This window comes from Lentzea sp. NPDC051838 (genome assembly GCF_040681245.1).
Classification (GTDB): domain Bacteria; phylum Actinomycetota; class Actinomycetes; order Mycobacteriales; family Pseudonocardiaceae; genus Lentzea.
Genome location: NZ_JBFAYI010000001.1, coordinates 455,365 through 481,973 on the forward strand (window position 1 = coordinate 455,365; position 26,609 = coordinate 481,973).

General features: G+C 69.9%; 24 protein-coding genes. 15 read left to right on the forward strand and 9 right to left on the reverse strand.

All coding sequences use genetic code 11. The features are described from left to right. Positions 1 to 160 precede the first annotated feature (160 nt). Positions 161 to 1,012 (forward strand): hypothetical protein, encoded by an 852-nt coding sequence (locus AB0M24_RS01810; protein ID WP_363759473.1) that lies wholly within the window; start codon positions 161 to 163, stop codon positions 1,010 to 1,012. Here the strand turns inward: AB0M24_RS01810 and AB0M24_RS01815 are convergent. Next, positions 999 to 1,601 (reverse strand): TetR/AcrR family transcriptional regulator, encoded by a 603-nt coding sequence (locus AB0M24_RS01815; RefSeq protein WP_363759475.1) that lies wholly within the window; start codon positions 1,599 to 1,601, stop codon positions 999 to 1,001. The two genes, AB0M24_RS01810 and AB0M24_RS01815, sit on opposite strands and share 14 nt — an antisense overlap. 4 nt (positions 1,602 to 1,605) lie before the next feature. After that, positions 1,606 to 2,328: a dienelactone hydrolase family protein gene (locus AB0M24_RS01820; RefSeq protein WP_363759478.1), complete on the reverse strand. Its 723-nt coding sequence runs from the start codon at positions 2,326 to 2,328 to the stop codon at positions 1,606 to 1,608. A 136-nt stretch (positions 2,329 to 2,464) separates the two neighbouring features. Between AB0M24_RS01820 and AB0M24_RS01825 the strand changes: the two genes are divergently transcribed. After that, positions 2,465 to 3,367: a S1 family peptidase gene (locus AB0M24_RS01825; protein WP_363759481.1), complete on the forward strand. Its 903-nt coding sequence runs from the start codon at positions 2,465 to 2,467 to the stop codon at positions 3,365 to 3,367. Here the strand turns inward: AB0M24_RS01825 and AB0M24_RS01830 are convergent. The 4 genes from AB0M24_RS01830 to AB0M24_RS01845 all read right to left on the reverse strand — a co-directional run bounded on the left by AB0M24_RS01830 (position 3,364) and on the right by AB0M24_RS01845 (position 6,605). Continuing rightward, the gene (locus AB0M24_RS01830) at positions 3,364 to 3,882 is read right to left on the reverse strand and encodes a GNAT family N-acetyltransferase (protein ID WP_363759484.1); all 519 of its coding nucleotides are present in this window, start codon (positions 3,880 to 3,882) and stop codon (positions 3,364 to 3,366) included. The genes AB0M24_RS01825 and AB0M24_RS01830 overlap by 4 nt on opposite strands. 158 nt (positions 3,883 to 4,040) lie before the next feature. Continuing rightward, a complete protein-coding gene (locus AB0M24_RS01835; RefSeq protein ID WP_363759487.1) occupies positions 4,041 to 4,403 on the reverse strand; it encodes a hypothetical protein in 363 nt (120 codons plus the stop codon). Between the two features lie 14 nt (positions 4,404 to 4,417). Next, positions 4,418 to 6,052 carry a hypothetical protein gene (locus tag AB0M24_RS01840; RefSeq protein ID WP_363759490.1) on the reverse strand — a complete coding sequence of 545 codons (1,635 nt, stop codon included), beginning with the start codon at positions 6,050 to 6,052 and terminating at the stop codon, positions 4,418 to 4,420. A gap of 10 nt (positions 6,053 to 6,062) precedes the next feature. Beyond that, positions 6,063 to 6,605, reverse strand: coding sequence for a hypothetical protein (locus AB0M24_RS01845; RefSeq protein ID WP_363759493.1), 543 nt, complete (start codon positions 6,603 to 6,605; stop codon positions 6,063 to 6,065). 240 nt (positions 6,606 to 6,845) lie between these two features. Here AB0M24_RS01845 and AB0M24_RS01850 point away from each other — a divergent pair, with 240 nt between their 5' ends. The 6 genes from AB0M24_RS01850 to AB0M24_RS01875 are packed head-to-tail and all read left to right on the forward strand — an operon-like array spanning position 6,846 to position 15,834. Continuing rightward, a complete protein-coding gene (locus AB0M24_RS01850) occupies positions 6,846 to 8,402 on the forward strand; it encodes an amino acid permease (protein ID WP_363759495.1) in 1,557 nt (518 codons plus the stop codon). Then, positions 8,402 to 9,220, forward strand: coding sequence for an urea amidolyase associated protein UAAP1 (locus AB0M24_RS01855; protein WP_363759498.1), 819 nt, complete (start codon positions 8,402 to 8,404; stop codon positions 9,218 to 9,220). Before AB0M24_RS01850 ends, AB0M24_RS01855 begins: the two co-directional genes overlap by 1 nt. Continuing rightward, positions 9,217 to 9,897, forward strand: coding sequence for an urea amidolyase associated protein UAAP2 (locus AB0M24_RS01860; RefSeq protein WP_363759501.1), 681 nt, complete (start codon positions 9,217 to 9,219; stop codon positions 9,895 to 9,897). Before AB0M24_RS01855 ends, AB0M24_RS01860 begins: the two co-directional genes overlap by 4 nt. Continuing rightward, positions 9,894 to 13,493 (forward strand): urea carboxylase, encoded by a 3,600-nt coding sequence (gene uca / locus AB0M24_RS01865; protein ID WP_363759504.1) that lies wholly within the window; start codon positions 9,894 to 9,896, stop codon positions 13,491 to 13,493. Before AB0M24_RS01860 ends, uca begins: the two co-directional genes overlap by 4 nt. Continuing rightward, complete coding sequence (atzF, locus tag AB0M24_RS01870; RefSeq protein ID WP_363759507.1) at positions 13,490 to 15,163, forward strand: allophanate hydrolase; 1,674 nt, start codon at positions 13,490 to 13,492, stop codon at positions 15,161 to 15,163. Before uca ends, atzF begins: the two co-directional genes overlap by 4 nt. A gap of 17 nt (positions 15,164 to 15,180) precedes the next feature. After that, entirely contained in the window at positions 15,181 to 15,834 is a 654-nt protein-coding gene (locus AB0M24_RS01875) for a helix-turn-helix domain-containing protein (protein WP_363759510.1), read from the forward strand. Here the strand turns inward: AB0M24_RS01875 and AB0M24_RS01880 are convergent. Then, entirely contained in the window at positions 15,831 to 17,012 is a 1,182-nt protein-coding gene (locus AB0M24_RS01880) for a vanadium-dependent haloperoxidase (RefSeq protein ID WP_363759513.1), read from the reverse strand. The two genes, AB0M24_RS01875 and AB0M24_RS01880, sit on opposite strands and share 4 nt — an antisense overlap. A 165-nt stretch (positions 17,013 to 17,177) precedes the next feature. Then, positions 17,178 to 17,918, reverse strand: a complete 741-nt coding sequence (locus AB0M24_RS01885) for a hypothetical protein (RefSeq protein WP_363759516.1) — start codon at positions 17,916 to 17,918, stop codon at positions 17,178 to 17,180. A gap of 18 nt (positions 17,919 to 17,936) precedes the next feature. On the opposite strand from AB0M24_RS01885, the gene AB0M24_RS01890 reads away from it, so the two are divergent. From AB0M24_RS01890 to AB0M24_RS01910, 5 genes are all read left to right on the forward strand, one after another. Continuing rightward, positions 17,937 to 18,122 carry a hypothetical protein gene (locus tag AB0M24_RS01890; RefSeq protein ID WP_363759519.1) on the forward strand — a complete coding sequence of 62 codons (186 nt, stop codon included), beginning with the start codon at positions 17,937 to 17,939 and terminating at the stop codon, positions 18,120 to 18,122. Between the two features lie 119 nt (positions 18,123 to 18,241). After that, positions 18,242 to 21,016 carry an AIR synthase-related protein gene (locus AB0M24_RS01895; protein ID WP_363759522.1) on the forward strand — a complete coding sequence of 925 codons (2,775 nt, stop codon included), beginning with the start codon at positions 18,242 to 18,244 and terminating at the stop codon, positions 21,014 to 21,016. Next, the gene (locus AB0M24_RS01900; RefSeq protein ID WP_363759525.1) at positions 21,013 to 21,681 is read left to right on the forward strand and encodes a phosphoribosylformylglycinamidine synthase subunit PurQ; all 669 of its coding nucleotides are present in this window, start codon (positions 21,013 to 21,015) and stop codon (positions 21,679 to 21,681) included. Before AB0M24_RS01895 ends, AB0M24_RS01900 begins: the two co-directional genes overlap by 4 nt. An 88-nt stretch (positions 21,682 to 21,769) precedes the next feature. Next, positions 21,770 to 22,180, forward strand: a complete 411-nt coding sequence (coaD, locus tag AB0M24_RS01905; protein ID WP_363759528.1) for a pantetheine-phosphate adenylyltransferase — start codon at positions 21,770 to 21,772, stop codon at positions 22,178 to 22,180. 113 nt (positions 22,181 to 22,293) lie between these two features. Continuing rightward, positions 22,294 to 22,581, forward strand: a complete 288-nt coding sequence (locus AB0M24_RS01910; RefSeq protein WP_363759531.1) for a DUF4342 domain-containing protein — start codon at positions 22,294 to 22,296, stop codon at positions 22,579 to 22,581. Positions 22,582 to 22,627: 46 nt separating this feature from the next. On the opposite strand, the gene AB0M24_RS01915 is transcribed toward AB0M24_RS01910, so the two are convergent. Next, a complete protein-coding gene (locus tag AB0M24_RS01915; RefSeq protein ID WP_363759534.1) occupies positions 22,628 to 22,972 on the reverse strand; it encodes a VOC family protein in 345 nt (114 codons plus the stop codon). Between the two features lie 57 nt (positions 22,973 to 23,029). On the opposite strand from AB0M24_RS01915, the gene AB0M24_RS01920 reads away from it, so the two are divergent. Together AB0M24_RS01920 and AB0M24_RS01925 are read left to right on the forward strand one after the other, a co-directional pair. Next, positions 23,030 to 23,308: a hypothetical protein gene (locus AB0M24_RS01920; protein ID WP_363759537.1), complete on the forward strand. Its 279-nt coding sequence runs from the start codon at positions 23,030 to 23,032 to the stop codon at positions 23,306 to 23,308. Between the two features lie 81 nt (positions 23,309 to 23,389). Continuing rightward, positions 23,390 to 26,590, forward strand: a complete 3,201-nt coding sequence (locus AB0M24_RS01925; RefSeq protein ID WP_363759540.1) for a S8 family serine peptidase — start codon at positions 23,390 to 23,392, stop codon at positions 26,588 to 26,590. The last annotated feature ends 19 nt before the right edge of the window (positions 26,591 to 26,609 follow it).

Below are 26,609 nucleotides of genomic sequence, written 5' to 3' on the forward strand. Positions count from 1 at the left end.
GGCTGTCAGCAACGAGGTGTCCACCGTGACTTCCATAGTCAGCTCCCCGGTTCGGGCCGTTTCCACGTGACTCCACGATGGGGGACGTGATCGGGCCCGTCATCCTCCTGTTCAGGAGGTTGCGCGCCGTGCTGCAATGAAGTGATCTCCAGGAGGTTCGGTGCACTTCAACGACGAAGTCGACTGGCCGGAGGTGTTCGGCGAGCACATCTCCCGGCCCAGCCTTGCTGATCCCCGCAACCCGCGGCGGTCCGTGTACGTCACGACGATGGTGTTCCTGGAGGGCGGGCTCAAGGAGATCGAGGACCAGCTCGCCGGCCGCAACTCGCGCAGCCGGGACGAGCTCGCGGGTGCCAGGCTGACCCGCGAGATCGTGCTGAAGCGCGCCGCGGGAGTCGCGGCCGAGGTGCCGTGCACCATCAGTGTCGGCGAGGGCGCGTTCAAGGATCGCTGGGACGGGCCCGGCGGCATGGCGAACTTCTTCATGTGCCTCATCAAGTACACCTGCACGGCACCGCGCTGGGGCACGTTCCTGGACTACGGGCCGCGCCGGGCGTTGGCGGACCTTCCCAAGGTGCGCAAGGGAGAGCTGGACCTCGGCGACCTCATCGCGAAGATCGCGACCCACGACCTGCGGATGCGCATCCGGCTCGCGAAGTACTGGCTCTTCCAGCTCTCGCTGACGATCGACGCGAAGTGGCAGAACGTGGCCACGAAGGCCTACCGCGAGATGCTGGACGCCTATTCCTCGCGCTGGGTGCCGGTGTACGAGGAAGGCTTGCGGCTGCTGAACGTCCGGTTCCGTCCCGGTGTCACCGCGAGGAAGCTCAGCATGATGGTGTCCGCGCAGACGTCGGGCTTCGCGCAGCACGTGGCGGGCGCCGCCGAGGACACCAGGGAGAACCGCGACCTCTTCGTCACGTCCGTGCAGGCACTGATCTACGCCGCGCTGGATCCCGGCGACGGGTGCGGCATCGCGGTCGCGTTGCGCCGCAGGCTCAGCGGTGGCTGAGTCCGGTGCCGAGCAGGGTGAGTCCGGTGTGGAGGGTGTTGGCCGGCACGTCCTCGACGAGGTGGTGCATCACGATCAGCCCGTGCATCAAGGACAACAGCGTGGCCGCGGCGGCACGGGTGTCGGCGTCCGCGGGCAGGTGGCCGGCGTCGCGCCACCGTTGAGCCAGCTCGTCGAGGAGGCCGAGCGTGTCGGAGAAGATCGCGCGTGCGCGGCCGAGCAGGCGTGGGTTGCGCAACGCCTCGGCCCACGCCTGCAGGCCGATGCGCGTCATGTCGAGGTCCGGATGGCCGGTCTTGCGGTCCAGCTCGGCGGTGATCAGCACCAGGGTCTCGGCGGGGGAGGGGTTCCGGTCGAGGATGCCGGCGATCATCGCGCGCACATTGGTGAGCCCTTCCTCCGTCGTCGTGTCGATGATCTCGTCCTTGCTGCGGAAGTACCGGTAGACCGCGCTCGACGACATGCCCGTCTCGGTGATCACGTCGTCCATGGACGTGGCGTGGAAGCCGTTGCGGGAGAAGCACTTCCACGCGCTGGTCAGGATGTGCTGACGGCGTTCCGCGCGGGTCTTCTCGCTGAGCCTGGGCACGGGCTCACGCGAGGTGGGTGCGGAAGAACGCTTCGATGCGCTGCCACGCGTCGGCCGCCGACTCCGGTTCCGGGCCGAAGCCGGTGATGCGGGCGAGCGGTCGCAACATCCGAGGGCCGTTCTCGATGTCGTTGAGGAACGCGTGGCTGGCGTTCGGGTACTCCTTGACGTCGTGCGGAATGCCAGCCTTGGAGAGAGCGCTCTCCAGCTTCGCGGCCGCACCGCGCAGCGTGAAGTCCTTGCGGCCGAACGTGCCGACGATCGGGCAGGCGCCGTTGAGCGTCTCGTCGAGGTCCTTGGGCAGCTGGCCGTAGTTGGCGGACGCCACGTCGAAGCCCGATCGGGCGGTGAGCAACGCGAACCCGCCACCCATGCAGAAGCCGATGACCCCGATCTTCCCGGTGCACTGCGCGGACTCGGCGAGGTAGCGGCGCGCCACCTCGATGTCGGTGAACGCGCGACCACGGCCGCTCAGCATCGCCCGGATGGTCGACACGAGGCACTTGCGCGTGCCGCCTTCGCTGTACAGGTCGACCGCGAGCGTGAGGTAGCCGAGGCGCGCCATGCGGTCGGTGTGCAGGCGCATCGCGTCGTCGATGCCGAACGCCTCGTGCAAGAGCACCACGCCGGGCCAGGGGCCTTCTCCGGACGGGGTGGCCAGGTAGCCGCGCAGCGAGGGTGAGCCGCCGAGCTCGGCGGCGAGTCCGGACAGGTCGAGGTCGCTCATCGAGGCTCCTGCCAACGTCAAACGGAAACGATCGTTGCTTTTTGCAGGCTAGCGGCGTCACTGGTCCACAGCAACCTAAACCGGACAGTCACGCCATACGTACCCCTGAACACAAGCGGTTACGAAAGGGGAGCACATGGGCAAACACCACGACGACAACCGCAGGGCCAAGGCCATCGCGGCCGCGGTCGGGCTGGTGGCCGTCACGATCACCGCCACGACGTTCACCGCCAGCCAGGCCGCACCGCAGGAGAAGCTCGACCCGGCCCAGGCGACAGCGGTGCTGCGTGAGAAGGCTTCCACCACCGGCACCGCGTGGGCCGTCGACCCGAGCACGAACAAGGTCCTCGTCACCGCCGACAGCACGGTCACCGGGGCGCGGTGGGACAACCTGGTGTCCACGGTGAAGGCCATGGGCGACGGCGCCACCCTGCAACGCACGTCCGGCACCTTCCGCCTGTTCGCCGAAGGGGGCGACGCGATCTTCGCGGGCAACAGCCGCTGCTCGCTCGGCTTCAACGTGATCACCGACGACAACCGTCCCGGCATCCTCACCGCGGGCCACTGCACGGCCGCGGGACGCCAGCTCTCCCTGACCGCGGGCGGGCGTCCGGCTGCCACCGTCACCGAGTCGACCTTCCCGGGCAACGGCGATTTCGCCCTGCTCACCTACAACAACCGCAACACCAACGCTCCCAGCGAGGTCGACACCGGAAACGGCCGCACAGTCCGGATCCGACGTGCCGCCGAGGCACGGGTCGGCAGCCAGGTGCAGAGGATGGGCAGCACGACAGGCCTGCGTTCCGGTCGCGTGACCGGTCTCAACGCCACGGTCAACTACCCGGAAGGCGCGGTGACGGGCCTGATCCAGACCACCGTCTGCGCGGAGGGCGGCGACAGCGGCGGGCCGCTGTTCTCCCGCAACGGCGACGCGATCGGCCTGACCTCGGGCGGCAGCGGCGACTGCCGGTCCGGTGGTGTCACGTTCTTCCAACCCGTGACGGAAGCTCTGGAACAGGTCGGCGCCCGCATCCCCTAACGGAAGTCCTGAGCGAGCAGTCCGAACAGGAGGTCGTCCGTCCACTCGCCCTTGATCCAGGTGTGCTGGACGCGCAGGCCCTCCTGCCGGAAACCCAGCCTTGTCAACAACTTGGCGGACCGCTCGTTGCGGGCGTCGCACTCCGCGGACACCCGGTGCAGGCCGCGATCGGTGAACAGGTGTCGCACCACGCGTCCCACGGCCTCGGTGGCATAACCCTGGCCCTGGTGCGCGGTGGCGAACGTGTAGCCGAGGTCGGCCTGCATCAGGTTCTCGTGCGTGTTGACGCCGACATCACCGATCACGGTGCCGTCGAGGTCGATCGCGTACTGGTACCAGCCCGGTGCGGCGGGATCCGGCGTTTCCGCGATCAGTCGAGTGGCTTCGTCGACCGTGAACGGTGTGCTCCAGCCCTGGTACCGCGCCACGTCCGGATCCGACCGGTAGTCCGCGAGCGTCTGGGCGTCCTGGAGACGGAACGGCCGGATCGTCAGGCGGGCGCTGGTGAGGATCACGCCCGACAGGCTAGCCGGATGACCTGAGTCGTACGTCGAACAGGTCGCGGCCGGCGACGACCGGCTCGGTCGTGCCGTCGCGCTCAGCTGGGGGTTGAGCGCGACGGCCTGCGCGACCGCGTCCAGCTCGTCGTGTTCGCCTACGAGAACGGCCTGAACTAAGCGCCGCCGAACGACTCGATCGCCTTGGTCAGCTCGCCGACCGTCTCGACCAGCGGGGCGACCGGCTTCACCATGTTGGTCAGCCGCTCCAGAATCCGCGCGATCACACCGCGATCGGGTTCGGGGGAGTCCAGCTCGTCCTGCAGCTCCTCCGCGGCCTCGGCAGCCTCCTCCGGAACCTCCGCGCGGTGGCGTTCCAGCAACTCCACGAGCTGCGTCATCAGCTCGGCGTTCCCCGGCGCGGCGGTGAAGCTGAGTCCGTGGCTGACCGCGCGGGCGTTCTGACCGACGGCCTGGTTGCCGACGTTCATCGTGCCGCCGGACTGCTGGATGCCGTAGTTCGGGGAGCTTTCCGGCATTGCTTTCCCTTCTGTCACGCGGGTTTCCCTGCCGCGGGCTCGGGTGTGGCGAACTGCGCGGTCGCCGTGGCCTCGCTGCCGACGGCCTGGTTGCCGACGTTGCTGATGCCGCCGGTCTGGATGATGCCCTGGTTGAGGATCGTCATCTGGCGGTTGCGGAACTCGGTGGTGTCGACGCCGCGTTCGTCGAGGAAGTCCAGCAACGCGGCCAGCACGTGCCGTTCGATGAGCTTGAGGTGCTTCGCGGCGTCGGTCTTCTGGAAGTAGTTGTGGTAGTTGGTGTCCGTGGCTTCCTCGCGGACGCTGAACCGGGCGCCGTAGCTGTAGCCGAGGTCCTGCTCGGCGATCGTCCGCTCGATCACGCGGTGCCGTTGCCAGCGCCAGTAGAACGTCGCGTCGCGCACCACCCGGACCGGAGCGAGCGGCACCGCTTTCGGCACGGTGCTCGCCGCCCGTGCCAGCAGCCGGCCGACCGCGCCCGCGGTGAGCACCGGGCTGATCCGGTCCACGTCGTGGTACTGCTGCCACAACGGTCCCAGCACTGTCCGGTCGCACTGCAGGTAGAGCAGCCGTCCGTCGGTGGAGAAGTGCAGGAACGTGCTGGCGACGACCTCGCCGCCCCACGAGGGCACCTGCGCGCACAGGTAGTGCCGCGCCGAACCGTGCGGGCGGGCGGCGAGCCGGGCCAGGTCCTCGGTCTCCAGCGTCTGCTTGGGTGCGTGGTCGCGCTCCGGCAGCAGCGCCGGGTGCATGACGAGCGCGTTGCCGCTGACGAAGGCCCGCTCGGTGAGGAACAGCCCCGGCAGCTCGTCCGGTTGGACTCCGATGCCGGCCAAGCGCTCCTGCACGAAGCTGACGAGGTCGACGGCGTCCAGCGGCACCACGCTCTCGCCGTCACTGCTCAGCGACGGCAACGCGAACGACCACGTGGAGACCAGCTCTCCGTGGCCGATGAACGGCGTGAAACCGTCGTACACGGTCACATTGCCGCGCTCGGTCTCGTCGATGGCCTCCAGCCGCTCGGTCAGCCACGCGTCGCGAGGGGGCACGGCCGGCGCGTCCGCAGGACTGAACACCGGGCGCGTGAGCTGGCTCAGCAACGTCTGCCGCGTCTGCCACTCGCTCCACACCACCAGCCCGTACATGACCAGGCCCACGAGCAGCGCGACCCACGGCAGCCCGACCAGCCACTCGGCGATCGGTGGTTCGGGGTTGGGAGTCCTCCGGGTGGCAGGCGGGGGAGTGCCGAGCGCGGACACCATCGTCACGGAGATCACCAGCAAGAACACCAACGCGACCAGCGCGAACACGATGTCCCGCAGCCTGCGCGACTCCCCGGCGCGCCGCGCGAGAACTCCGCCGACCGGCAGGATCACCAGCAACGCGATGAGCGTCCACAGTGGAGAGAGAACGAGCGCGAGCGCCGTCGCCACCAGCAGGCACCAGTCCCGCACACGACGTTGCCGAACCCCGGCGAGCGCGTGCAACAGCACCGGCCGCAGCGAGAACCCGACCGACGGCGCCGCCGCGTGCAGGTCCTCGGTGAGCAGCGCCCTGATCATCTTCTCGGCGAAGCGCTCGTCGGTCCTGGCCGCCACGCACAGGTAGCGCGTCGTGTCGTCAGGGGAGAAAGCGGTGGGCTGACTCATGATTCCCCCATCACCAGAACGACTTGGGTGCGTCGGTACGGCGTTCCCTGCTCGCGGGCACCCGGCGCTGCGTCACCACGACAGCGCCCAGCACCAGCCCGAACAGCACGCCGAACGACGCGGAAGCGCTGAGCTGGCCGAAGAAGAACTCCTCCGGCCGCTCCGCGTCGATGAACGGAAGGCTGCCGTCGGTGTCCAGCAGGGTCACCGCCACCAGCGCGGACCCCAGCCCGGCGGCCAGCGCGCTGAGTGCCGTCATTCCGACCGTGACGACGAACAGCCCCAGGCCGCCCGCGCTGACCCACCGCGTCACCCTCGGCAGCCCCGCGACGGCGAGCGCCACGAACAGCACGGTCCGCAGGTTTCCCCACCAGAACATGAACGGCCCGTAGAGCTCCACGTCCACGTGCCAGCGCGGGTAGGAGACCAGCACGTCGACCAGCCGCAGCGCGGTGTCGGTGTCGTACAACGCGAGGCTGATGTCGCGGCTCAGCCACGGGTTGCCGACGAGCAGGACGTAGCCGACGAGCACGGCGACGCCAGGTGTGAACAAACGCGGTAAGTGAGACTCCCCCTGCCCAGCCACACCAGCAACCTAAATCAACTGACTGCCTCGCGGCGACGGCTGATCGGCGTAGGAATCGGCAACTTCCGCCATGTTCGGCGGATCAGCGCAGGGGCCTCCCGGATTTACGGCAAATTTACACGGCGTCATCGGCAGGCGAAACGACGCCGCCCGACAGTCATACCTGTCGCTCGACAGATATTTCGCTCCAGTCCATCCGGAGGAGTCATGAGCACCTCACTCCGCGACACCGATCCCTTGGGCCCCAAGGGAACCGGCTACGCCCAGGAGTTGCGCAGAGGCGTCGGAACGTTCGCGTCCTTCGCCGCGGGTTTCTCGTTCGTCTCCATCCTCACCACCGTCTTCCAGCTGTTCGGCCTGGGGTTCGGGCTCGGTGGGGCGTCCTTCTTCTGGGCCTGGCCGCTGGTTTTCGCGGGGCAGCTGCTGGTGGCCCTGTGCTTCGCCGAACTGGCGGCGCGGTGGCCGGTGTCGGGTGCGATCTTCCAGTGGTCCAGCCGGTTGGCGGGTACGACGGCGGGCTGGTTCACCGGCTGGATCATGGTGATCGGGCAGATCCTCACCGTCGCCGCCGCGGCGATCGCGATCCAGGTGGTGCTGCCGAGCATCTGGTCCGGGTTCCAGATCGTCGGCGGCTCGGGTGCGGACCCGTCGGTGGCGTCCCCGACCGGCGCGCAGAACGCCGTGCTGCTCGGCGTGATCCTGCTCGTGATCACGACGGTCGTGAACATCGCCGGTGTCCGGCACATGGCCGCGGCGACGAGCGTCGGCGTCACGATCGAGATCGTCGCGGTGATCGCGCTGGTGTTCGCGTTGTTCGTGCTGCCGGAACGCGGACCGCAGGTCGTGTTCAGCCACGAGGGGTGGACGGGCACCGGCAGCTACCTCCCGGCGTTCCTCGCGTCGGCGTTGATGGCCGCGTACGTGATGGTGGGCTTCGACTCCGCGGGTGAGCTGGCCGAGGAAACGCATTCTCCGCGCCGGACGACTCCGCGCACGATCCTGCGCGCACTCATCGCGTCCGCGATCGGTGGCGCGTTGCTCATCATCGGTGCGTTGATGGCCGCGCCGAGCCTCACCGACGGCAACCTGGCCACGCTCGGGCTGTCGTGGGTGCTGACCGAGCGGCTGGGTGACGTGCTGGGCCGCCTGCTGCTCTGTTGTGTGGCGGTGGCTGTGTTCGCGTGCACGCTGGCGATCCAGACCGCCGGAGCGCGGATGATCTACTCGATGGCTCGGGAGAAGGCTTTCCCGGCGCACCGCTGGCTCAGCAAGGTGTCGCCGCGCACCGGTACTCCGGTCGGCGCCTCTGTCGTCGTCGGTGTCGGTGCCGCGATCGCACTGGTGGTCAACATCGGCCAGTCGGCGATCTTCACCGCGTTGTCGAGCCTGTGCATCGCGATGCTCTACCTCGCCTACCTCGGCGTGACGTTGCCGCAGCTGGTGATCAGGATCCGGCACCGCAACACCGACGGCTGGCCGGCCGGTCTCGACGAGCACGGCAAGCCGCAGTTCAGCCTGGGCGCCTGGGGAATCCCGCTGAACGCGCTCGCCGTGGTCTACCAGATCGCCATGGCCGTCAACCTGCTGTGGCCGCGCCCGGAGATCTACGACCTCACCGGCGAGACCTGGTGGTTGCGGTGGAGCGCGTTGCTCGTCGTCGCGCTGAGCCTGGCGGCCGGTGCCGCGTACCTGGTGTTCAAACACCGGGTGCACGGCCGGATCGAACTGCGGCACGTCCCGCACACCCACGTCGTGGAGGCGTAGTGACCGACACCGTGTTCAACGCCAGGGACGACGCTCGCGCGCGGGGAGGTCAGAGCAGCGAGTGGATGCCGTACCTGCCGGCGTCGTCCAGCCCGTACAAGCCCGCCGGGGTGGAATCGCTGACGTGGGCGGAAACCGTTGCACCGGGCGGATACACGCACAAGGTGCTCGCCAGGGGAACCCGGATCCGGTTCGACGACCCGACCGGTGACGCCTGCGCGCACGTGGTGCTCTACAACGCGCTGGAGCCCGTCGAGCGGCTCAACGTCGCCGACACCGTGAAGATCCCCTGGCAGGCCTACCTCGGTACCGGGCACCCGCTGCTGTCCGGCGACGGCCGCGTGCTCGCGACGATCGTCGGTGACACGTCCGGCCACCACGACGCGTTCTGCGGCACCAGCACGGAGCTGTGGAACGAGGAGAAGTACGGCGACGCCACCCCGGAAGGTCCTTATCCGGCAGGGCGATCGCTCTTCGTCAAGGCCGCGGCCAAACACGGGCTCGCACCCCGCGACCTCCCACCGAGCGTGTCGTTCTTCCAGGGAATCGCGGTCGACGCCGACGGAACGTTCGTGTGGAAGGGATCGGCGGGCGAGGGCGCCTCGGCCGAACTGCTGGCCGAACTGCCGTTGCTGATTCTGGTCGCGAACGTGCCGCACCCGCTCGACCCGCGGCCGGACTACGAGGTCGGACCGTTGCGCGTGCACGCCTGGCGCAGCGCACCCACGGGCCCCGCCGACGACCGCTTCCAGGCCACGCCGGAAGCGCACCGGGCCTACCTCAACACCATCGACTACGCGGAGGCGCGAGGACTGTGACCAGCTCGGTTCCCGTCGGGGCGACGTTCGCCCCCGACTCGCCCCTCGACTGGTCCAAGCCGCTCGTCGACGGCGAGGTGGTGCTCGACGACAGGGTCGCCCCCAACGCGTCCTGGTCGGCGGTCGTGCGGGCTGGCCAGGTTCTGACCATTGTGGACGTCGGCGGCAACCAGTCGGGCGACTGCCTGATCTACAACGCGGCGGACACCGAGGAGCGCTACAGCGTGCCGGACACGCTGGCGTGGCAGGGAAACGCCTACGTCCGCACGGGCACGGTGCTGCGCAGCAACCTCGGCAACCCGCTGATGACGGTCGTCGGCAACGAGATCGACCGGCAGGACACGATCGGCGGCGCGTGCTCCAAGGAGTCGAACACGCTGCGGTACGGCCACCACGTCATGTTCCACCACGGTTGCCGCGAGAACTTCCTTTCAGAAGGCCAGAAGCACGGGCTCGGCCTGCGGGACCTGGTGTCGAACCTCAACTGGTTCATGAACGTCCCGGTCGAGGCGGACGGCGCTCTGGGCATCGTCGACGGGATGTCCGCACCGGGCAAGCGAGTCGCGGTGCGCGCCGACACCGACGTGCTCGTCCTGGTGTCGAACTGCCCGCAGATGAACAACCCCTGCAACGACTTCAACCCCACGCCGCTGCGCATGATCGTGGTGGCGCCATGACGTCCTTCGACGTCGTCCTGGTCGCGAACCGGGGCGAGATCGCGCGCCGGATCATCCGCAGCGCGCACGCGCTCGGCATGAAGGCGGTCGCGGTCTACTCCGACGCCGACCGCGCCGCCCCGCACGTCCGGGAGGCCGACACGGCGGTCCGGCTCGGACCCGCGCCCGCCCGTGAGTCCTACCTGCGCGCGGACACCATCATCGAGGCCGCGTTGAGCACCGGCGCCGGGCTGATCCACCCCGGCTACGGCTTCCTGTCCGAGAACATTGGGTTCGCCACCGCCGTCGAAGCAGCGGGCCTGCGGTTCGTCGGCCCGTCGGCGCAGCACATCGCGGCGTTCGGGGAGAAGCACACGGCTCGGGATCTCGCGCAACGCGCGGGCGTGCCGATGCTCGCCGGAACCGGGCTGCTGTCGTCGCCGGACGATGCGGTGGCCGAGGCGGAACGGATCGGGCTGCCCGTGATGGTCAAGGCGACCGGGGGAGGCGGTGGCATCGGCATGCAGGCCTGTGCCACGGCCGACGAGGTGCGCGCGGCGTTCGAGCGGGTGGAACTGCTGGCACGGCAGAACTTCGGCTCGGCCGGGGTGTTCCTCGAACGGCTGGTGCGTCCTGCCCGCCACGTCGAGGTGCAGCTCTTCGGCGACGGCCTCGGCCGCGTCGCGGTGATCGGCGACCGGGACTGCTCGTTGCAGCGCCGCAACCAGAAGGTTGTCGAAGAGGCACCTGCGCCCGCGCTGCCTGGCCACGTCCGCGATCTCCTGCACAGCTCGGCACGCGACCTGGCCGCGTCGGTGGGGTACCGCAGCGCCGGGACGGTCGAGTTCATCTACGACCCGATCCGCGAGGAGGCGTCGTTCCTGGAGGTCAACACCCGGCTCCAGGTCGAGCACCCGGTGACGGAGATGGTCTTCGGCGTCGACCTGGTCGAGCTCATGCTGCGGCTGGCTCGCGACGGCGCCGACGGCCTGCCCGCTCGTGTCTTCGACTCCCCGTGGGTACCGGACGGGCACGCGGTCGAAGCGCGCGTGTACGCCGAGGATCCCGCGAAGGACTCGCTGCCATCGTCGGGTCTGGTGACGAAGGCGGTGTTCCCGGACGACCTCGACGGCGTCCGGGTCGACGGCTGGATCGAGACCGGGCTGGAGGTCTCGCCGCACTACGACCCCATGCTGGCCAAGGTGATCGCCGCGGGTCCGAACCGGGACGCCGCGCTCGACCTGCTCGGCGAGGCGCTCGACGGGTCGCGGGTCGACGGCATCGTCACGAACCTGGGGCTGCTGCGGGCACTCACCCATTCCGACGACGTGCGGGCCGCGGCGCACTCGACCTCGACCCTCGACCGCACCTCCGATCCCGATCCCCGCATCGACGTCCTCGTCGCCGGCACCATGACGACCGTGCAGGACCTGCCCGGCCGTGTCGGGTACTGGCAGGTCGGCGTGCCACCCAGCGGCCCGTTCGACCCGGTCTCGCTGACCGAGGCGAACCTCGCCGTCGGCAACCCCGCGACCGCGCCGGGACTGGAGATCACGGCGACCGGGCCGACGTTGAAGTTCTCGGTACCGTCGGTCATCTGCCTCACCGGCGCACCGGTCGAGTCCTTTGTGGACGGCGAGCCGGTCGCGCAGTGGGAACCGGTCGACGTCCCGGCCGGTGGCACGCTGAGGATCGGTACGGCAGGGGGACCTGGGCTGCGGACCTACCTCGCCGTGCGGGGCGGGCTCGACGTGCCCGCGTACCTCGGCAGCGCCTCGACGTTCACGCTCGGCGGGTTCGGCGGCCATGCCGGTCGGGCGCTGCTGGCCGGTGACGTGCTGCGGGTCTGCTCCCCGGACGGGGCGGAGAACCTGGGGTTGACCACGATCGGCGGCCCGACGCCGTCGCATCGCCGTCCCGCGATCACCGGGAGCTGGCAGATCGCGGTCACCGAAGGCCCGCACGGGGCACCGGAGTTCTTCACCCGCGACGACATGGACACCTTCTACGCCAACGACTTCAAGGTGCACCACAACTCCGCGCGCACCGGAGTCCGGCTGATCGGCCCGAAACCGGAGTGGGCCAGGCCCGACGGTGGCGAGGCCGGCCTGCACCCGTCCAACATCCACGACACTCCTTACGCGGTCGGCGCCATCGACTTCACCGGCGACACCCCGGTGATCCTCGGTCCGGACGGCCCGTCCCTGGGCGGGTTCGTGTGCCCGGCCGTGGTCGCGAGCGGTGACCTGTGGAAGCTCGGGCAGCTGCGTCCCGGCGACACCGTGCGGTTCGTGCGCGTACGTGAGGCCGATGCCGCGTCAACGCGGCCGTCGGCCCCGTACGTCGTCTCGACGGGCGGTGATGACGACGACGGCGTGCTGGGCAGGCTGGAGGAGACCGGTGATCGTCCGTCCGTCACGTATCGGCGCGACGGCGACGACAACGTGCTCGTCGAGTACGGGCCGATGACGCTCGACCTCGCCCTGCGCATGCGGGTGCACGCGCTTCAGGAGACGTTGGCGCGCCACGCCCCGGAAGGCGTTCTTGAGGTCACGCCGGGCATCCGCTCGTTGCAGGTCCACACGGATCCCGCTCGTCTGAAGGCCTCCGACGTCGCGAAGCTGTTGCGGGAACTGGAGGACGAGGTACCGCCGACGAACGAGCTGGTGGTGCCGTCCCGCACGGTGAAGCTGCCGTTGAGCTGGGACGACCCCGCGACCCGGCTCGCGATCGAGCGGTACATGGCCGGCGTGCGGCAGGACGCGCCGTGGACGCCGTGGAACATCGAGTTCATCCGCCGGATCAACGGCCTGGACTCGGTCGACGACGTGTACCGCACGGTGTTCGACGCCTCGTACCTCGTACTCGGCCTCGGCGACGTCTACCTCGGTGCTCCGGTGGCGACACCGCTCGACCCCCGGCACCGGCTGGTGACGACGAAGTACAACCCCGCACGAACGTGGACGGCTGAGAACTCGGTCGGCATCGGTGGTGCCTACCTGTGCATCTACGGCATGGAAGGACCCGGCGGGTACCAGTTCGTCGGCCGCACGGTCCAGGTGTGGAGCCGCTACCGCCGGGGCGGGCTGTTCGCCGAGCAGCCCTGGGCGTTGCGCTTCTTCGACCGGATCGAGTGGTACCCGGTCTCCGCGGACGAGCTGCTGGAGCTGCGGGCCGAGACCGATGCCGGGCGCGGCGACTTCGAGACCGTCGACGGCACGTTCTCGATCGCCGAGCACACCCGTTTCCTGAACGACAACGCGGACGAGATCGCATCCTTCCGGACCCGTCAGGCGGCGGCGTTCGAGGAGGAGAAGACGCGCTGGCGGCTGGCAGGCGAGTTCGACCGGCACGACGAACCCGAACCCGTTCCCGCGCCCGAAGTGGTGCTGCCCGCCGGCGCGGTCGCGGTGACGGCGTCGTTCACCGCGACGGTCTGGCGGCTCACGGCACAACCCGGTTCCGAGGTCACCGAGGGCGACGCCGTCCTCTCGGTCGAGGCGATGAAGATGGAGGCCGACGTGACCACACCCGTCACCGGCAGAGTGGTCGAGCTGTACGTGAAGCCGGGCGACCAGGTCGACCCCGGACAGGTGCTCGCGGCGGTGCTGCCATGACGCCGGATCCGATCGCCGCGGTGGAAACGGCCTACGACCGGATCGACGCGATCGGCCGCCCGGAGATCTGGGTGACCCGGCGCTTCCGCGAGCAGGCGCTGGCCGAGGCGAAGGACGTCGCCGCGCGGCTGGACGCGGGGGAGTACCTCCCGCTGGCGGGCCGGGTGGTCGCGGTCAAGGACAACATCGACGTGGCCGGACTGCCGACCACGGCCGGAGCACCGTCGTACCTCTACCGGCCGGATTCGGACGCCACCGCCGTCGCACGGCTGCGGGCCGCCGGCGCGGTGGTGATCGGGAAGACCAACCTCGACCAGTTCGCGACCGGCCTGGTGGGCACCCGCAGCCCGTACGGCGCGGTTCGCAACGCCTGGGACCCGGCCAGGATCTCCGGCGGGTCGTCGGCGGGCTCCGGTGTGGCCGTCGCGCTGGGCGTCGTCGATCTTGCGTTGGGCACCGACACCGCAGGTTCGGGACGGGTGCCCGCCGCTCTGAACGGCGTCGTGGGGGTGAAGCCGACGAAGGGACTCGTCCCCGTCACCGGTGTCGTACCCGCGTGCTACTCGCTGGACTGCGTCACGGTCTTCGCGCGCGACCTCGGCCTCGCCCGGCTGGCCGCGGAGATCATGTCCGGACCCGACGCCACCGATCCGCTGTCGCGGTCCGGCGCCGACGTGGCGCTCTCGCAGCGGCCGCGCGTTGCCGTGCCCACGGCTGAGCACCTGACGGAGATGGCGCCCGGCTGGGTCGAGGCGTTCGCGGCCGCCGTCGCGACGTTGCGCGCCGCGGGAGTGGAGATCGTCGAGGTCGACATCGCACCGCTGCTCGAAGCCGCGCGCATGCTCTACGGCGGTGCTTTCGTCGCCGAGCGCTACTCCGCCGTCGGTGCGCACATCGAGTCCCACCGCGACCTGATCGGCTCCGATCTCGACCCGACCGTCGCCGCGATCATCCTGGCCGGAGCGGCGCCGACGGCCGCTCAATGGGCCTCCGACACCGCGGCGCTCGCCCGGCTGGGAGCCGCGGGCCGGGCCCTGCTCGACGGCTGTGACGCGCTGCTGACCCCGACCACCACCTGCCACCCCACGCTGGAGGAGGTGGCCGCCGACCCGATCGGTGTCAACAGCCGGCTGGGCCGTTTCACCAACTTCGCCAACCTGCTCGACATGGCCTCGCTCGCGGTTCCGGCGGGGTTCGCGGGCGGCCTGCCGTTCGGGGTGATGTTCACCGGCCCCGCGTTCAGCGACCGCGCTTTGGCCCAACTCGCGGAGAAGCTGCTCGCTCCGTCGCTCGACCTGTTCGTCGCCGGGGCCCACCTCAGCGGTCAGCCGTTGAACAAGGAGCTGGTCAGAGCGGGTGGCAGCCTGGTGCGTCCGGCGCGCACGGCACCGGCATACCGGCTGCGGGCACTGGACACCACACCACCCAAACCAGGCCTGGTGAGGGTTTCCGACGGTGGCGCTGGTGTGGAGGGCGAGCTGTGGCGTCTCCCGGCGGCTGGGTTCGGCACGTTCATCGCCGGCGTTCCGGCGCCCATGGTCATCGGCAAGGTCGAGATCGAGGGCGGCGAGGTGGTCTCTGGTTTCCTCGTCGAACCGTGGGCGCTCGACGGCGCCGAGGACATCACGGAGTTCGGGGGCTGGCGGGCCTACCTGGCGGCACGCCCGTGACGGGCCACAATGATCCGGTGACCCGACCCCGCCCCGGCCGCCCGCGCCACGCGCCCGACGACGGTGGCGACCGGTCGCCGCGCGAGCAGATCCTCGAAGCGGCCGCCGCGCTGTTCGTCGAGCAGGGGTTCGCCGCCACGTCCACCCGCGCGATCGCCGACCGGGTGGGCATCAGGCAGGCGTCGCTCTACTACCACTTCGCGGGCAAGGACGACATCCTGCTGGAGCTGTTGCGCACGTCGGTGCGCCCCAGCCTGGAGAAGGCGCGGGCACTGTCCACAGCGGACACCACGCCCGCGGCGGCCCTCTACGCCCTCGTCCTGGCCGACACGCACACCCTCGCGACGGCACCGCACAACATCGGCGTGCTGTACCTCCTGCCCGAGGTGCAGCTCGCGCGCTACGACGTGTTCCGCGAGGAACGCCAGGAGCTGCAGGACGTCTACGCCCTGCTCGGCTCGCGGATCGCGGGCGACGACCCGGCCTCACCGGAAGGGGTGCGGCTGGGCGAGATGCTGATCCAGCTCGTCGAGGTCGTGATCCACCAACGGCGGGCCCGCGTGCCCAGCCTCGCCGACTGCCGTTCCGTCGCCGAGGCGTGCTTGCGCGTGTGCGGCGCGGATCAGCGAACTGTCGTTGCCGCACAAGCGAAAGCGTCGGTGGGTCTCTAGCCGAAAGCGCGGTGGAGGACGTCGCGGGCGACGCTGTTACCGAGCCGATGCCCGTCCGTCGTGGCGAAGCGGTAGTGCACCCCGGCCCAGATCCGGGCCTGGTCCAGTTCCGCCGCGGCCCGGGACAGGCTGCGGTAGTGGCGGGTCGTGCCCGAATCGGCGCTGTAGGCGCTGAACGACACGTCGTCGCGCCCGAAGTACGTGCGCAGAGCCACCGTGGTCGCCGTGGTGAAGCAGGCGTGGCCTGACGGGTACTCCGCGGACGGCGCCGTGGTGCGCAGCGGGGTCCAGGCCGGATCGGCACCGGTCGCCGGGTTGCCGTCGGTGTCCGCGAGCGGGACCGCCGTGACGGGACGCCAGAACGCCCAGCGCTTCTTCTCCTGGTAGCAGGCGATCAACGAGTCGGCGGCGGCCAGGTCGACCATCGCGAACATGCGCGCCGTCTGGAGCGCGCCGAGCCGGTGGGTCGTGGCGAGCTGCCGTTTGATCGACCACTCCACCAGACGCGGGTCGTCCCACCAGGTCGCCGCCTCGGTCTGCTCGGCGGTGCGGACCGTGCTGGTCGCCGAGCCGAGCGTCTTGACCTCGTTGAAGTCACGGGCGTAGGCGGCGCTGGTCAGAGGCGGAGGGCCGGGAGTCCGGTACGCGCTGGGGGTGATCACGAACGGCTTGAGCGTCGCGAACCAGGCGCCGACCTGGAGGAAGCCCGGCGGGGTCAGCCGGTACTGGCCGGGCTCGGTGCCGACCGGCCACTTCGCGTCGGAGAACGCACCGTCGTCGCGGCGGGCGTTGATCATGGCCGCCGCGGTGGCCTCGCCGACCGCGATGCCGCCCTGTTCGGAGGGGCCGTCCGGGATCGCGGCGAGCGCCTCGTCGTACTGCGCGCGCAGGGACGAGGCCTGGGCCGGGAAGAGCCACACGAGCGTGCGGTAGGCAGCGGTCGCGACGGCTGCCGGCGTCGAGTCGCCGCGACGGGCGGGCGGCGCGACCAGGTACGGCTTGTACGGGCTCCCCGCGATCGCGTTGACCGCGTCGTACACCGCGCCCTGCGTGATCGCGAAGCTGCGGGTGGCGGCGCTGGGCGACTGCTTGGCAACCTCGAAGATCGCCGTCTGCGCGTGGACGTTCCAGGTGATCACGGGATTGGGCCGGGCCGCGGCTTCGGCCGGTGACGTCACGGAGAACGCGGTTACGAGAACAATTGCGGACAATGCGCGGTGTTTTCCAAGAATGCGGCGTGTCATGGAATCCCCAGATGCCGATCGGTGTCATGTCCCCACACGAACCGATTCCAGTATCTGGCCTCGGGGTGGAGCGGACAACGACCCCCGCCGCGTAAGCGACTACTCCAACAGCACGACACCCGCCGCGCTGACCAGGTCGCGCCGGGTGTAGCGGATCTCCTCGTCGAGGTCCCACGAGCCACCCAGGTCGAGGGTGGCGGCACGGACCTCGGCGAGGAACGCGTTGAGCCGCGGTGTGTGCCGGGAGGCCTGCGGGCGGTTGTCGTGCACGGGCGTCACGTCGGTCGTGTCCGCCAGGAAGCCGATCACCAGCGGGAACCAGATGTCGGTGCGCAGCGAGAAGCGCACCCGCACGCGCCCGGCCGTGCCGCGCCAGATCGACCGCTCCGGGTGCCTGAAGTCGATCAACGGCCCAGAGACGTCGAGCGGCGGGCAGTCGACCATCAGCCCGGCCGAGATCGGGACGTCGGCCGGCCGCAGCGCGCGGAGCAGCGAGCCGAGGTTTTCCACCTCGTCCTCGACGACCTCGCCGCGCGCGTCGACGTAGGCCATCCTCGCCGCCACGCGCAGGGTGCGGCCGTCGATCAGGCGCATCCCCGACGACGCGAAGTGACCCAGGTCGAGCACCCCTTCCTGCTCGAACCGCTGCCGCAGCAACGGCAGGAGAGAACCGGAGTGCAGACCGGCGAGCGGAGCCTCCCGCACGGAGTACACCTCGTGCCGCTCACCCGCCGTGAGCACCCGGTGCAGCCATTCCATCAAGCGGTGCGGATCAGCCGCGCCGAGGTCGGCGACCCACTCGACCAGCTCGTCGCCGTTGGTGATCCACAGGTTCTCCACGGCAGTAGTGTCGGGGTCATGCGCAAGGGATGGTCGATCGGCCTCGGTGTCCTGCTGATGCTCGTCGGCGCGGTGTGGACCGCACAGGGCCTCGGCTACCTCAAGGGCAGCTTCATGACCGGCGAACAGCTGTCGACCACGATCGGACTGCTGTGCGCCGGCGCCGGACTGGCCCTGACGATCCACGGGGCGCGCAAGAAGTAGCAGCCGACCGGGTGAACGTGCGCCTCCCCTCGGCGCAGGTGTTGCCGGGGTCGTTCCACGAGCCGGATCGCCATCAGGGAAAATGTCCCCGACGGCCCGGTCCAGCTCCAGGAGGATTGTTGATCCACAAGTTCTCGGTTCGCTCCGCGGGGGTCGCGGAGCCCGACATCCGTGAACTCGGACGGTCGTGGGAGCTCGACGATCTCGAGGTCTGGCGCGACTACTACGTCGAGTTCGAGGGTGACCCAGAGCCGTCCGCGCTGAACGACGTCGCCGCCGTGCTCGGCGACCAGCTGGACGTCGAGGTCACCGTGGACCAGCCGCTTCCGCAGGGCGCCGTCCAGGTCGCCTACAAGCGCGGCGTGGTCGACAACGAAAGCGACTCGATCATCACCGTGTGCGGTCTGCTCGGCGTGAAGGTGCGCGCGGGCAAGGTCGCGACCACGTACAGCTCGGAGTCGCCGCGGCTGCGCGACCTGATCGTGACGACGCGGTTCAACGCGACGATCGAAGAGCTGCACGACGCGGAACCGCAGTACGACACCCTCGTGCCCCAGGGCGGCTACCAGTCGGCGCAGCAGTACGACCTGCGCGGGCTCGACGACGCCGCGCTGGCCGAGCTGGGCAAGGCGGACGGCCGCAACCTCTCGCTCGCGCAGATGAAGCACGTCCAGCACGTGCAGGTGACGCTCGGGGACGAGTTCGTCACCGACGTCCTGCTGGAGGCGCTGGACGCGCGCTGGAGCGACCACTGCGCGCACACCACGTGGAAGTCGCTGGGCAGCCTGCTCGGCCGGCTCATCCAGGCCGCGAAGGACGTCGACAACAAGAACGTGCTCAGCATGTTCCACGACAACGCGGGCGTCTGGGACTTCTACGACGGCCACGCGATCGCGATCAAGGCCGAGACGCACAACGGCCCGTCGGCGATCTCCGGCTACTTCGGTCAGCTCACGAAGCTCGGCGGCGTGCTGCGCGACATCCTCGGCACGGGCCTCTCGGCCGACCCGATCGGCAGCTTCGAGTACACCGCGATCGGCGAGCCCGAGGCACCGGCGCCGATCAAGGGCAGGCCGGACGCGCGCCGGCTCGCGGGCGAGACGATCCGGGCGATCAAGGAGTACGGCAACACGTTCGGCGTGCCGATGATGTCGTCGCGCATGACGTTCCACCCGGCGTACCGCGCCAAGCCGTTCGCGCTGGGCGGCAGCATCGGCCTGCTGCCGGTGTCGGCGGCCGAGCGCGGCACCCCGCGTCCCGGCGACTTCGTCGTGCTGATCGGAGGGCTCACCGGCAACGAGGGCATCCACGGCGCGTCCGCGAGCTCGGCCGGCGCCACGATGGACACCACCGCCGTGCAGATCGGCGCGCCGCTGGAGCAGGTCAAGTTCCGCAAGGCGCTGATCGAGCTGCGCGAAGAGGGCTGCATGAGCGCGCTCACCGACGTCGGTGGCGCGGGCCTGAACAGCGCGGTCGGCGAGATCGGCGAGGCCTGCGGCGTGTGGATCAACACCGCGCTGGTGCCGTTGAAGACCGCTGCCCTGCCGATGTGGCGGATCCTGCTGTCGGAGTCGCAGGAACGCATGCTGCTCGCCGTGCCGCCGGAGCACCAGGAGCGCGCGAAGAAGATCCTCGACCGGCACATGGTCCGGTCGACGGTCATCGGCCGGTTCGCGGACACGGGTCGCTACCACGTGTTCCACGCGCCGGACCTGACCGAGGAAGCGCTGATCGCCTCCGCGCCGGACGCCGCGCCGGCGCACCAGGGCGAGACCGGCTTCGACGTGTCGTACGAGCTGCTGGACATCGAGGTCGAACGGGTCGAGGTCGGCGCGCCGCCGCGTCCGACCGGTGTGCCCGAGTGGCCGTCGCTGGCTCCCGAGGAGCTCGCCGGGCTGCTGGAGCAGGTCGTCGCCGACGCGGAGGTGGCGTCGCAGCACCACGCCGACTCGCAGTACGACTCGACGGTTCAGGGAAACACGTTCTACGGCCCGCACTACGGCACCGCGCAGCCGGTTCGCACCTCGTACTGGGCGGGCACGCCGGTCGCCGGTTCGCCCGCCGCCGCCGTGCTGAACACCGCGTTCAACCCGTGGATGTTCGACGCCGACCCGGTGCTGGCGACGCGGCAGATGTTCTGCTCGGCGATCGCGGGCCAGGTGCTCGCGGGCGTCGCCGTGCACGACATCTGCATGTGCGACAACTTCTACACCCCGCACCTGTCCGAGAACTGGCGCGAGTGGCTGGTCGGCATGGTCGACGAGCTCGCGGTGCTGGTGCGCCACTTCGGCGTGCCGCTGATCTCCGGCAAGGACTCCTCGGCCGGCTCGGTGCACACCGACGAGGGCCTGGTCAGCGTGCCGCCCGCGGTGTTCCTGACCGCGCTCGGCAAGGTGCCGCACCACGACTCGTTGCTGCGCGAGCAGTGGACGGCCGCGGACAACGTCCTCGTCCGGATCGGCCTGTCGACGTCGTCTCCCGTCGGCACGGTCGCCGCGCGCAAGCTCGGCCTGCCCATCGGCGCGTTGGACGAGCTGGAGCTGTCCGATGTGGACAGCTACCTGACCGCGCTGGCCGCGAGCAGGAACCTGTTCCGCAGCGGTGCCCGGATCGGTGCCGGTGGCGTCGCGGCCACGCTCGCCCAGGGCGTGCTGGCGAGCGGCATCGGTGTCCGGCTGGAGTCCGCGACCGCGTCGGAGCTCTTCGCCGAGCACCGGATCGGCGCGGTCGTCGAGGTCGCCCAGTCCGACGTCGCCGCTCTGCCCGCCGAGCTCAACCCGGTCGTGCTCGGCACCCTCGTGCCCGGCGCCGGTATTCAGCTCGACGGCACTGACCTGTTCACCCCCGCCGCCCGTGAAGGCTGGCTCAACTCGTTCACGGCGAGGATCGCATGAAGCCGACCGTCAACGTCCTGTACCTGCCCGGCACGAACTGCCAGGAGGAGACCGTCAAGGCGTTCGCCGCGGCGGGTGCCACGCCGCGGCTGAGGTTCGCGGCCGACCTGCTGTCCGGCGACGAGCGGCTGGACGACGCGGACATCCTCTGCATCCCCGGCGGCTTCTCGTTCGGCGACCACCTCGGCGCGGGCGCGGTGGCGGGTGCGTTGTTGCGCAGCCACCTCGCGGACCAGTTCGAGGCGTGCCGCACGCGCCCGCTGATCGGCATCTGCAACGGCTTCCAGATCGCCGTGCGCGGAGGCTGCTTCGGCAAGGTGGGGCTGAAGGTCAACAGCTCCGGCACCTTCCGCAACGACGAGCACGTGCGCCACGTCGTCGAGGAGGACAACGACAGCCCGTGGCTCACGGGTCTGGCCGGTCAGACCCTCGAGTTCCCGTGCGCGCACGGTGAGGGTCGCTTCCACCCTGACACCGACGGCGCCGCGTACCGCGTGGCGCTGCGGTACGAGAAGGAGTCCAACCCGGACGGGTCGTTCGACAACATCGCGGGCATCACGAGCCTCGACGGTCTGTCGTTCGGCCTGATGGACCACCCGGAACGGGCGGTGAACCGCGAGGTGCGGCTCGCGTTCTTCGAGAACGGCGTGCGCGCGGCTCGCTGACGCGTTTTTCAGGGCGGCCAGTGGTCCGGAGGAGACTCCGGTCACTGGCCGCCCGCGTTTCGGCTGGTGATCGTTAGCATCGAGAACCGTGCGCGCGGTCTTTCCCGGCTCCTTCGACCCGGCCACGCAGGGACACCTCGACGTGGTGCGCAGAGCGGCGGGCCTGTTCGACGAGGTCGTCATGTGCGTCCTGACGAACCCGAAGAAGGCCGGCAGACTCCCGCTGTCCGAACGGCTGGCTCTGCTGTCCGAGATGACCAGCGACCTGCCGAACGTCACGGTCGACTCCAGCACCGGCCGGCTCCTCGTCGACTACTGCCGCGACGCGGGCGTCGGCGTGATCGTGCGCGGCGCGCGCACCACCCGCGACCTGGGCCACGAGCTGCCGATGGCGCACATGAACCGGCACCTCAGCGGCATCGACACGCTCTTCATCCCGGCCGACCCCTCGCTCGCGCACATCTCCTCGACCCTGATCACCTCCACGCGTGGGAGGTAGCTCCCGTTCGGGGTCGGATCAGGCGGAGGTCAGGGGGAAACCCTGATGCCAGGGTTCCCGATCACGGGCACTCTGGAGTCGTCAGGGGAGAGATCCACAGTTCGAGGAGAGTCATGAGCGAGTCCAAGCCCGAATCCGCCCGCACCGCCGTGGACTCGGTGGTCAACGCCGTGCGCGGGCTGGTCAGCGAGGGCATCAACCGCCACGTGGTGGTGCGGGACAGCAAGGACGACGTGGTCCTGGAGGTGCCGGTGGCTCTCGGCCTGGTCGCGGCCTTCGCGGCGCCGGTGGCCACGACGATCGGCGCCGGAGTCGCACTTGTGGGCAAGTGCGAGATCAAGCTGGAGGACCGTCGTCAGCCCACCAGCCAGCCTGCGACGGTGGACGCCGAGCAGGAGTGACTGGCCGCTCGCCCCGCGGGGACACTCCCGCGGGGCGAGCTTCTCTTCAGGGGCGCGTGACGAGCTCGTACACGTTGCCGTCGGGGCCGCGGAAGTGCTGCCAGGTCGGCCCCGGCTCGCCGAGCATCTCCACGCCCGCCGCCTCCAGTTCGGCGACGGCCGCCGGAAGGTCGTCGACGGCGAACCCCGTGACCGGCCCGGTGTCGAAGTGCTCCTTGCCCCGGTAGTCGTCCGCGAACACCTCGACGTTGCGCCCGTCGGGCAGCTCGAAGATCCAGAAGCCCTGCTCGTGGTGTGTCAGCGGCAGCCCGAGCACCTGCTGGTAGAAGTCCGCCAGTTCCTTCGCGTGCGGGGTCTTCGTGCCCAGCCACCCCAACCCGGTGATCTCCATGAGCCCAGGGGACAACCTCCAGTTCGCTGGAGGTCAAGTCGGCGCTACCTTGGCGGAATGATCTGGACCGAGCCGCGGACGGTGGCCGAGTTGGTGGCCACCTCGACCGAGTGGACCGTGCAGCACGGCACCGAGTACGGCCGCTGGCTCACCGCCGAACGCGTGATCGAGCGTGATGGTCGCAAGTGGAGGCTCGGGCTCACCCCGGTCGGCGCGGCGGTCGTCGCCCTCCTGGTGTGGCTGGGCGACGACGAGCTCGTCGAGCACACCCGCGGAACCGAGGCGCAGATGTGTGCGCTCGCGCACCGGAAAGCAGCCGAGCTGGCCAGAGCCTGACTGGCAACTGGCAAGTGGTGGAAAACCCCTTCGGAGTCGGTAGATCTCTAGGTGGGCGCCGGAGATCTCTGGAGGGGTCGTATGCACGACAGGTGGAGACGGTCGGTCGCGGTCGCCGTGATCGCGGCAGCCGGTGTCGCGGGGGCAGGAGCGGGAGCGAACGCCGCGCCGACAGGCCTCGCCGGGCCGGGGACACGAGCGAGCGCCGCACCCCCGACGCCGGCCGGTCAGAACCGCACCATCACCCTGATCACGGGTGATCAGGTCGTGCTCGCCGACTCCGGGCACGCCGAGGTGCGTGCCGCGAAGGGCCGGGAGAAGGTCGGCTTCCTGACGCAGACCGACGTGAACGGCGATGTCAGCGTCACCCCGTTCGACGCGCTCGGCATGCTCCGATCCGGGCAGCTCGACCCGAGGCTGTTCAACGTCACGCAGTTGCTCGCCGGTGGCTACGGCGACGCGGAACGCGGTGACATCCCGCTGATCGTCACGCAGGCCGGCGGTCTCCACGCACGGTCTGTGCGCGCACTGCCGAGCATCGGTGGCGCGGCCGTGGTCGCGGCCAAGGACACGGCGTTCTGGAACTCCCGCAACGCCACCAGGATCTGGCTCGACGGCCCGGTGCACGCGGTGCTGGACAAGAGCGTGCCGCAGATCGGTGCTCCGGCGGCCTGGCAGGCGGGCCTCACCGGGAAGAACACGAAGGTCGCGGTGCTGGACACCGGGATCGAGCCCAGCCACCCGGACCTGACCGACGCGGTGATCGAGGCCAAGGACTTCACCGGCAGCGCCAGCGGAACCGTCGACAAACACGGTCACGGCACCCACGTGGCGTCCATCGTGACGGGCGACCACACCACCTACCAAGGCGTGGCACCGGACACGAAGCTGCTCGTCGGCAAGGTGCTCAGCGACGCGGGCAGCGGCACGGAGTCCGGGATCATCGCCGGCATGGAGTGGGCGGCGTCGAACGGCGCCCAGGTGATCAACATGTCGCTGGGCAGCGACGCTCCCAGCGACGGCACTGACCCGTTGTCGCAGGCGGTGAACGCGCTCACGGCCCGGACCGGTGCCCTGTTCGTGATCGCCGCGGGCAACAGCGGGAAGACGCCGGGGTCACCGGCGGCCGCGGATGCCGCGCTCACCGTGGGCGCGGTCGACCAGGCCGACGCGCTGGCCGATTTCTCCAGCCGTGGCCCCCGTCTGCGCGACAACGCCGTCAAACCGGAGATCACCGCGCCGGGGGTGGAGATCGTCGCCGCGCTGGCGAAGGACAGCATGATCAGCCGCCGGCTCCCGCCGGTGGGGGAGGACCACGTCGCGCTCTCCGGGACGTCCATGGCCACCCCGCACGTGGCCGGCGCGGCCGCGATTCTGGCCGGTCAGCACCCGGACTGGAAGGCGCCGCAGCTCAAGGCGGCGCTGATGGGCAGCGCGAAGCCGAACCCGGCGCTGTCCGTGTTCGAGCAGGGCGCAGGGCGGGTCGACGTCGGCAAGGCGGTGACGACGACGGTGCAGGCCTCCGTCGGAAGCATCAACCACGGCATCGTGCAGTGGCCGCACACCGATGACGCACCGATCCCCACCGCGGTGACCTACCACAACTCCGGTACGTCGCCAGTGACGGTGAACTTGGCCGCAGAAGTCAAGGACCCCAACGGAAAGGCTGCTCCAGCCGGGATGTTCACGGTCTCTCCGTCGAGCCTGACGATCGCACCCGGCGCGGACGCCCAGGCCACCGTCACCACGAACACGAAGGTCAACGGCGCCGACGGGATCTACAGCGGCGTGGTCACCGCCGGGGACATTCGCACGCCCATCACCGTCACCCGTGAGGTCGAGAGCTACGACCTCAGGGTCAACGTGCTGGGTGCGGACGGCAAGCCCACGCCCGACTACGCGTTCCGGCTGGTCGACCTGAGCAAGCCGGAACAGCGGGTTCCGTACGACGCCTCCGGCTCGTTGACCGTCCGGGTGCCGAAGGGGCAGTACTACTTCGAGTCTCAGGTGTACACATCGGACGGTCGGGTGTCGGTCGCGATCGAGCCGTCCGTGAACCTCGGCGCGAACACCACGATCACGGCGGACGCGCGCCAGAGCAAGCCGGCCGGGCTGGTCCTGGATCGGGCCGGTGCCAGGGCGGGCCAGAAGTTCGTGGAATTCGCCAGGACGACCTCCTACGGCGGCAAGGACTTCCTGCGCACCAGGATCAGCCCGTCCGAGTTCGGCGACGTCCTCGTCAGCCCGTCGAAGACCTCCGGCCAGTTCCGGTACTCGGTCGGCGGCAGGTTCGCTCAGCAGGACAGCGCCGGGAGCTTCGACGCCAGCCCGTACCTCTACAACGTGCGGGGTGACGTCAACGGACGCATGCCGGCCGATCCCGTGCTTCGCGTGCGGGACAAGGACCTGGTGAAGGTTCGCACCACGCACGGCGCCACGGTTCCCGGTACCGTCGGCACCCGCGAAGGCATGATGACCAAACCGCTGCCGTTCACCCTCGACGAGCTCTACTCGCCGGAAACGCCGTGGTACAGCGACTTCTCGGAGGTGACGAGCGCAGGCGAGTACAAGTCGCGGCTGTTCTCCAGCGGTCCGAAGAGCTTCCCGCGGACCCGCACGGCCGCGGACTCGTTCAACCTGGCGGTCTTCGGCCCAGACCTGCCGAAGAACCCGGACAGGCCGTCGCGGTACGCGGGCCGGTCCGCCGACACGATGGTCTTCCAGATCCCGCTGTTCGCCGACTCCCGCGACGACCGGGAAGGCTTCTCCGCGCACACCGGAAGTTCCACGCTGTACCGGGACGGCGTGGAGATCGGGAAGATCAACAGCACCAGCGGGCTGTTCGAGGCCGGCTCCGGCGCGGCCACCTACCGCCTGCACACGGAGGCGACCAGGGACCGCCCGCTGTCCAGCAAGATCGTCGCGGACTGGACCTTCGCGTCCGGCACAGTCGCGGAGGGCCCTGCCAAGCCGTTGCCGTTGATGGCCGTGAAGTTCGCGCCCGACGTGGACGGGCACAACCGGGCGAGCAGGACGTCGTCGATCGTGCCGGTGTCGGTCAACCACAACACCGGCGTCGACTCCCGGCCGACGAACGTCCAGGTGTCGCACGACAAGGGCACGACCTGGCGGACGGTTCCGCTGGTGTGCCGTGACGGCAAGTGGTTCGCCGTGCTGAGCCACCCCAAGGGCGCGACCTCGGTGTCGCTCAAGGCATCGGCTCGGGACAGCGCGGGCAACTCCGTCACGGAGACGATCATCGACGCGTTCCTGCTGAGGTGAGTGCGGGTGCCGACCGGCA

Bases quoted from the DNA above. Each gene is read 5' to 3' on its own strand.
- AB0M24_RS01820 (WP_363759478.1), bottom strand. From the start codon at position 2,328: ATGAGCGACCTCGACCTGTCCGGACTCGCCGCCGAGCTCGGCGGCTCA.
- AB0M24_RS01825 (WP_363759481.1), top strand. From the start codon at position 2,465: ATGGGCAAACACCACGACGACAACCGCAGGGCCAAGGCCATCGCGGCC.
- AB0M24_RS01835 (WP_363759487.1), bottom strand. From the start codon at position 4,403: ATGCCGGAAAGCTCCCCGAACTACGGCATCCAGCAGTCCGGCGGCACG.
- AB0M24_RS01840 (WP_363759490.1), bottom strand. From the start codon at position 6,052: ATGAGTCAGCCCACCGCTTTCTCCCCTGACGACACGACGCGCTACCTG.
- AB0M24_RS01850 (WP_363759495.1), top strand. From the start codon at position 6,846: ATGAGCACCTCACTCCGCGACACCGATCCCTTGGGCCCCAAGGGAACC.
- uca (WP_363759504.1), top strand. From the start codon at position 9,894: ATGACGTCCTTCGACGTCGTCCTGGTCGCGAACCGGGGCGAGATCGCG.
- atzF (WP_363759507.1), top strand. From the start codon at position 13,490: ATGACGCCGGATCCGATCGCCGCGGTGGAAACGGCCTACGACCGGATC.
- AB0M24_RS01890 (WP_363759519.1), top strand. From the start codon at position 17,937: ATGCGCAAGGGATGGTCGATCGGCCTCGGTGTCCTGCTGATGCTCGTC.
- AB0M24_RS01900 (WP_363759525.1), top strand. From the start codon at position 21,013: ATGAAGCCGACCGTCAACGTCCTGTACCTGCCCGGCACGAACTGCCAG.
- AB0M24_RS01910 (WP_363759531.1), top strand. From the start codon at position 22,294: ATGAGCGAGTCCAAGCCCGAATCCGCCCGCACCGCCGTGGACTCGGTG.
- AB0M24_RS01915 (WP_363759534.1), bottom strand. From the start codon at position 22,972: ATGGAGATCACCGGGTTGGGGTGGCTGGGCACGAAGACCCCGCACGCG.
- AB0M24_RS01920 (WP_363759537.1), top strand. From the start codon at position 23,030: ATGATCTGGACCGAGCCGCGGACGGTGGCCGAGTTGGTGGCCACCTCG.
- AB0M24_RS01925 (WP_363759540.1), top strand. From the start codon at position 23,390: ATGCACGACAGGTGGAGACGGTCGGTCGCGGTCGCCGTGATCGCGGCA.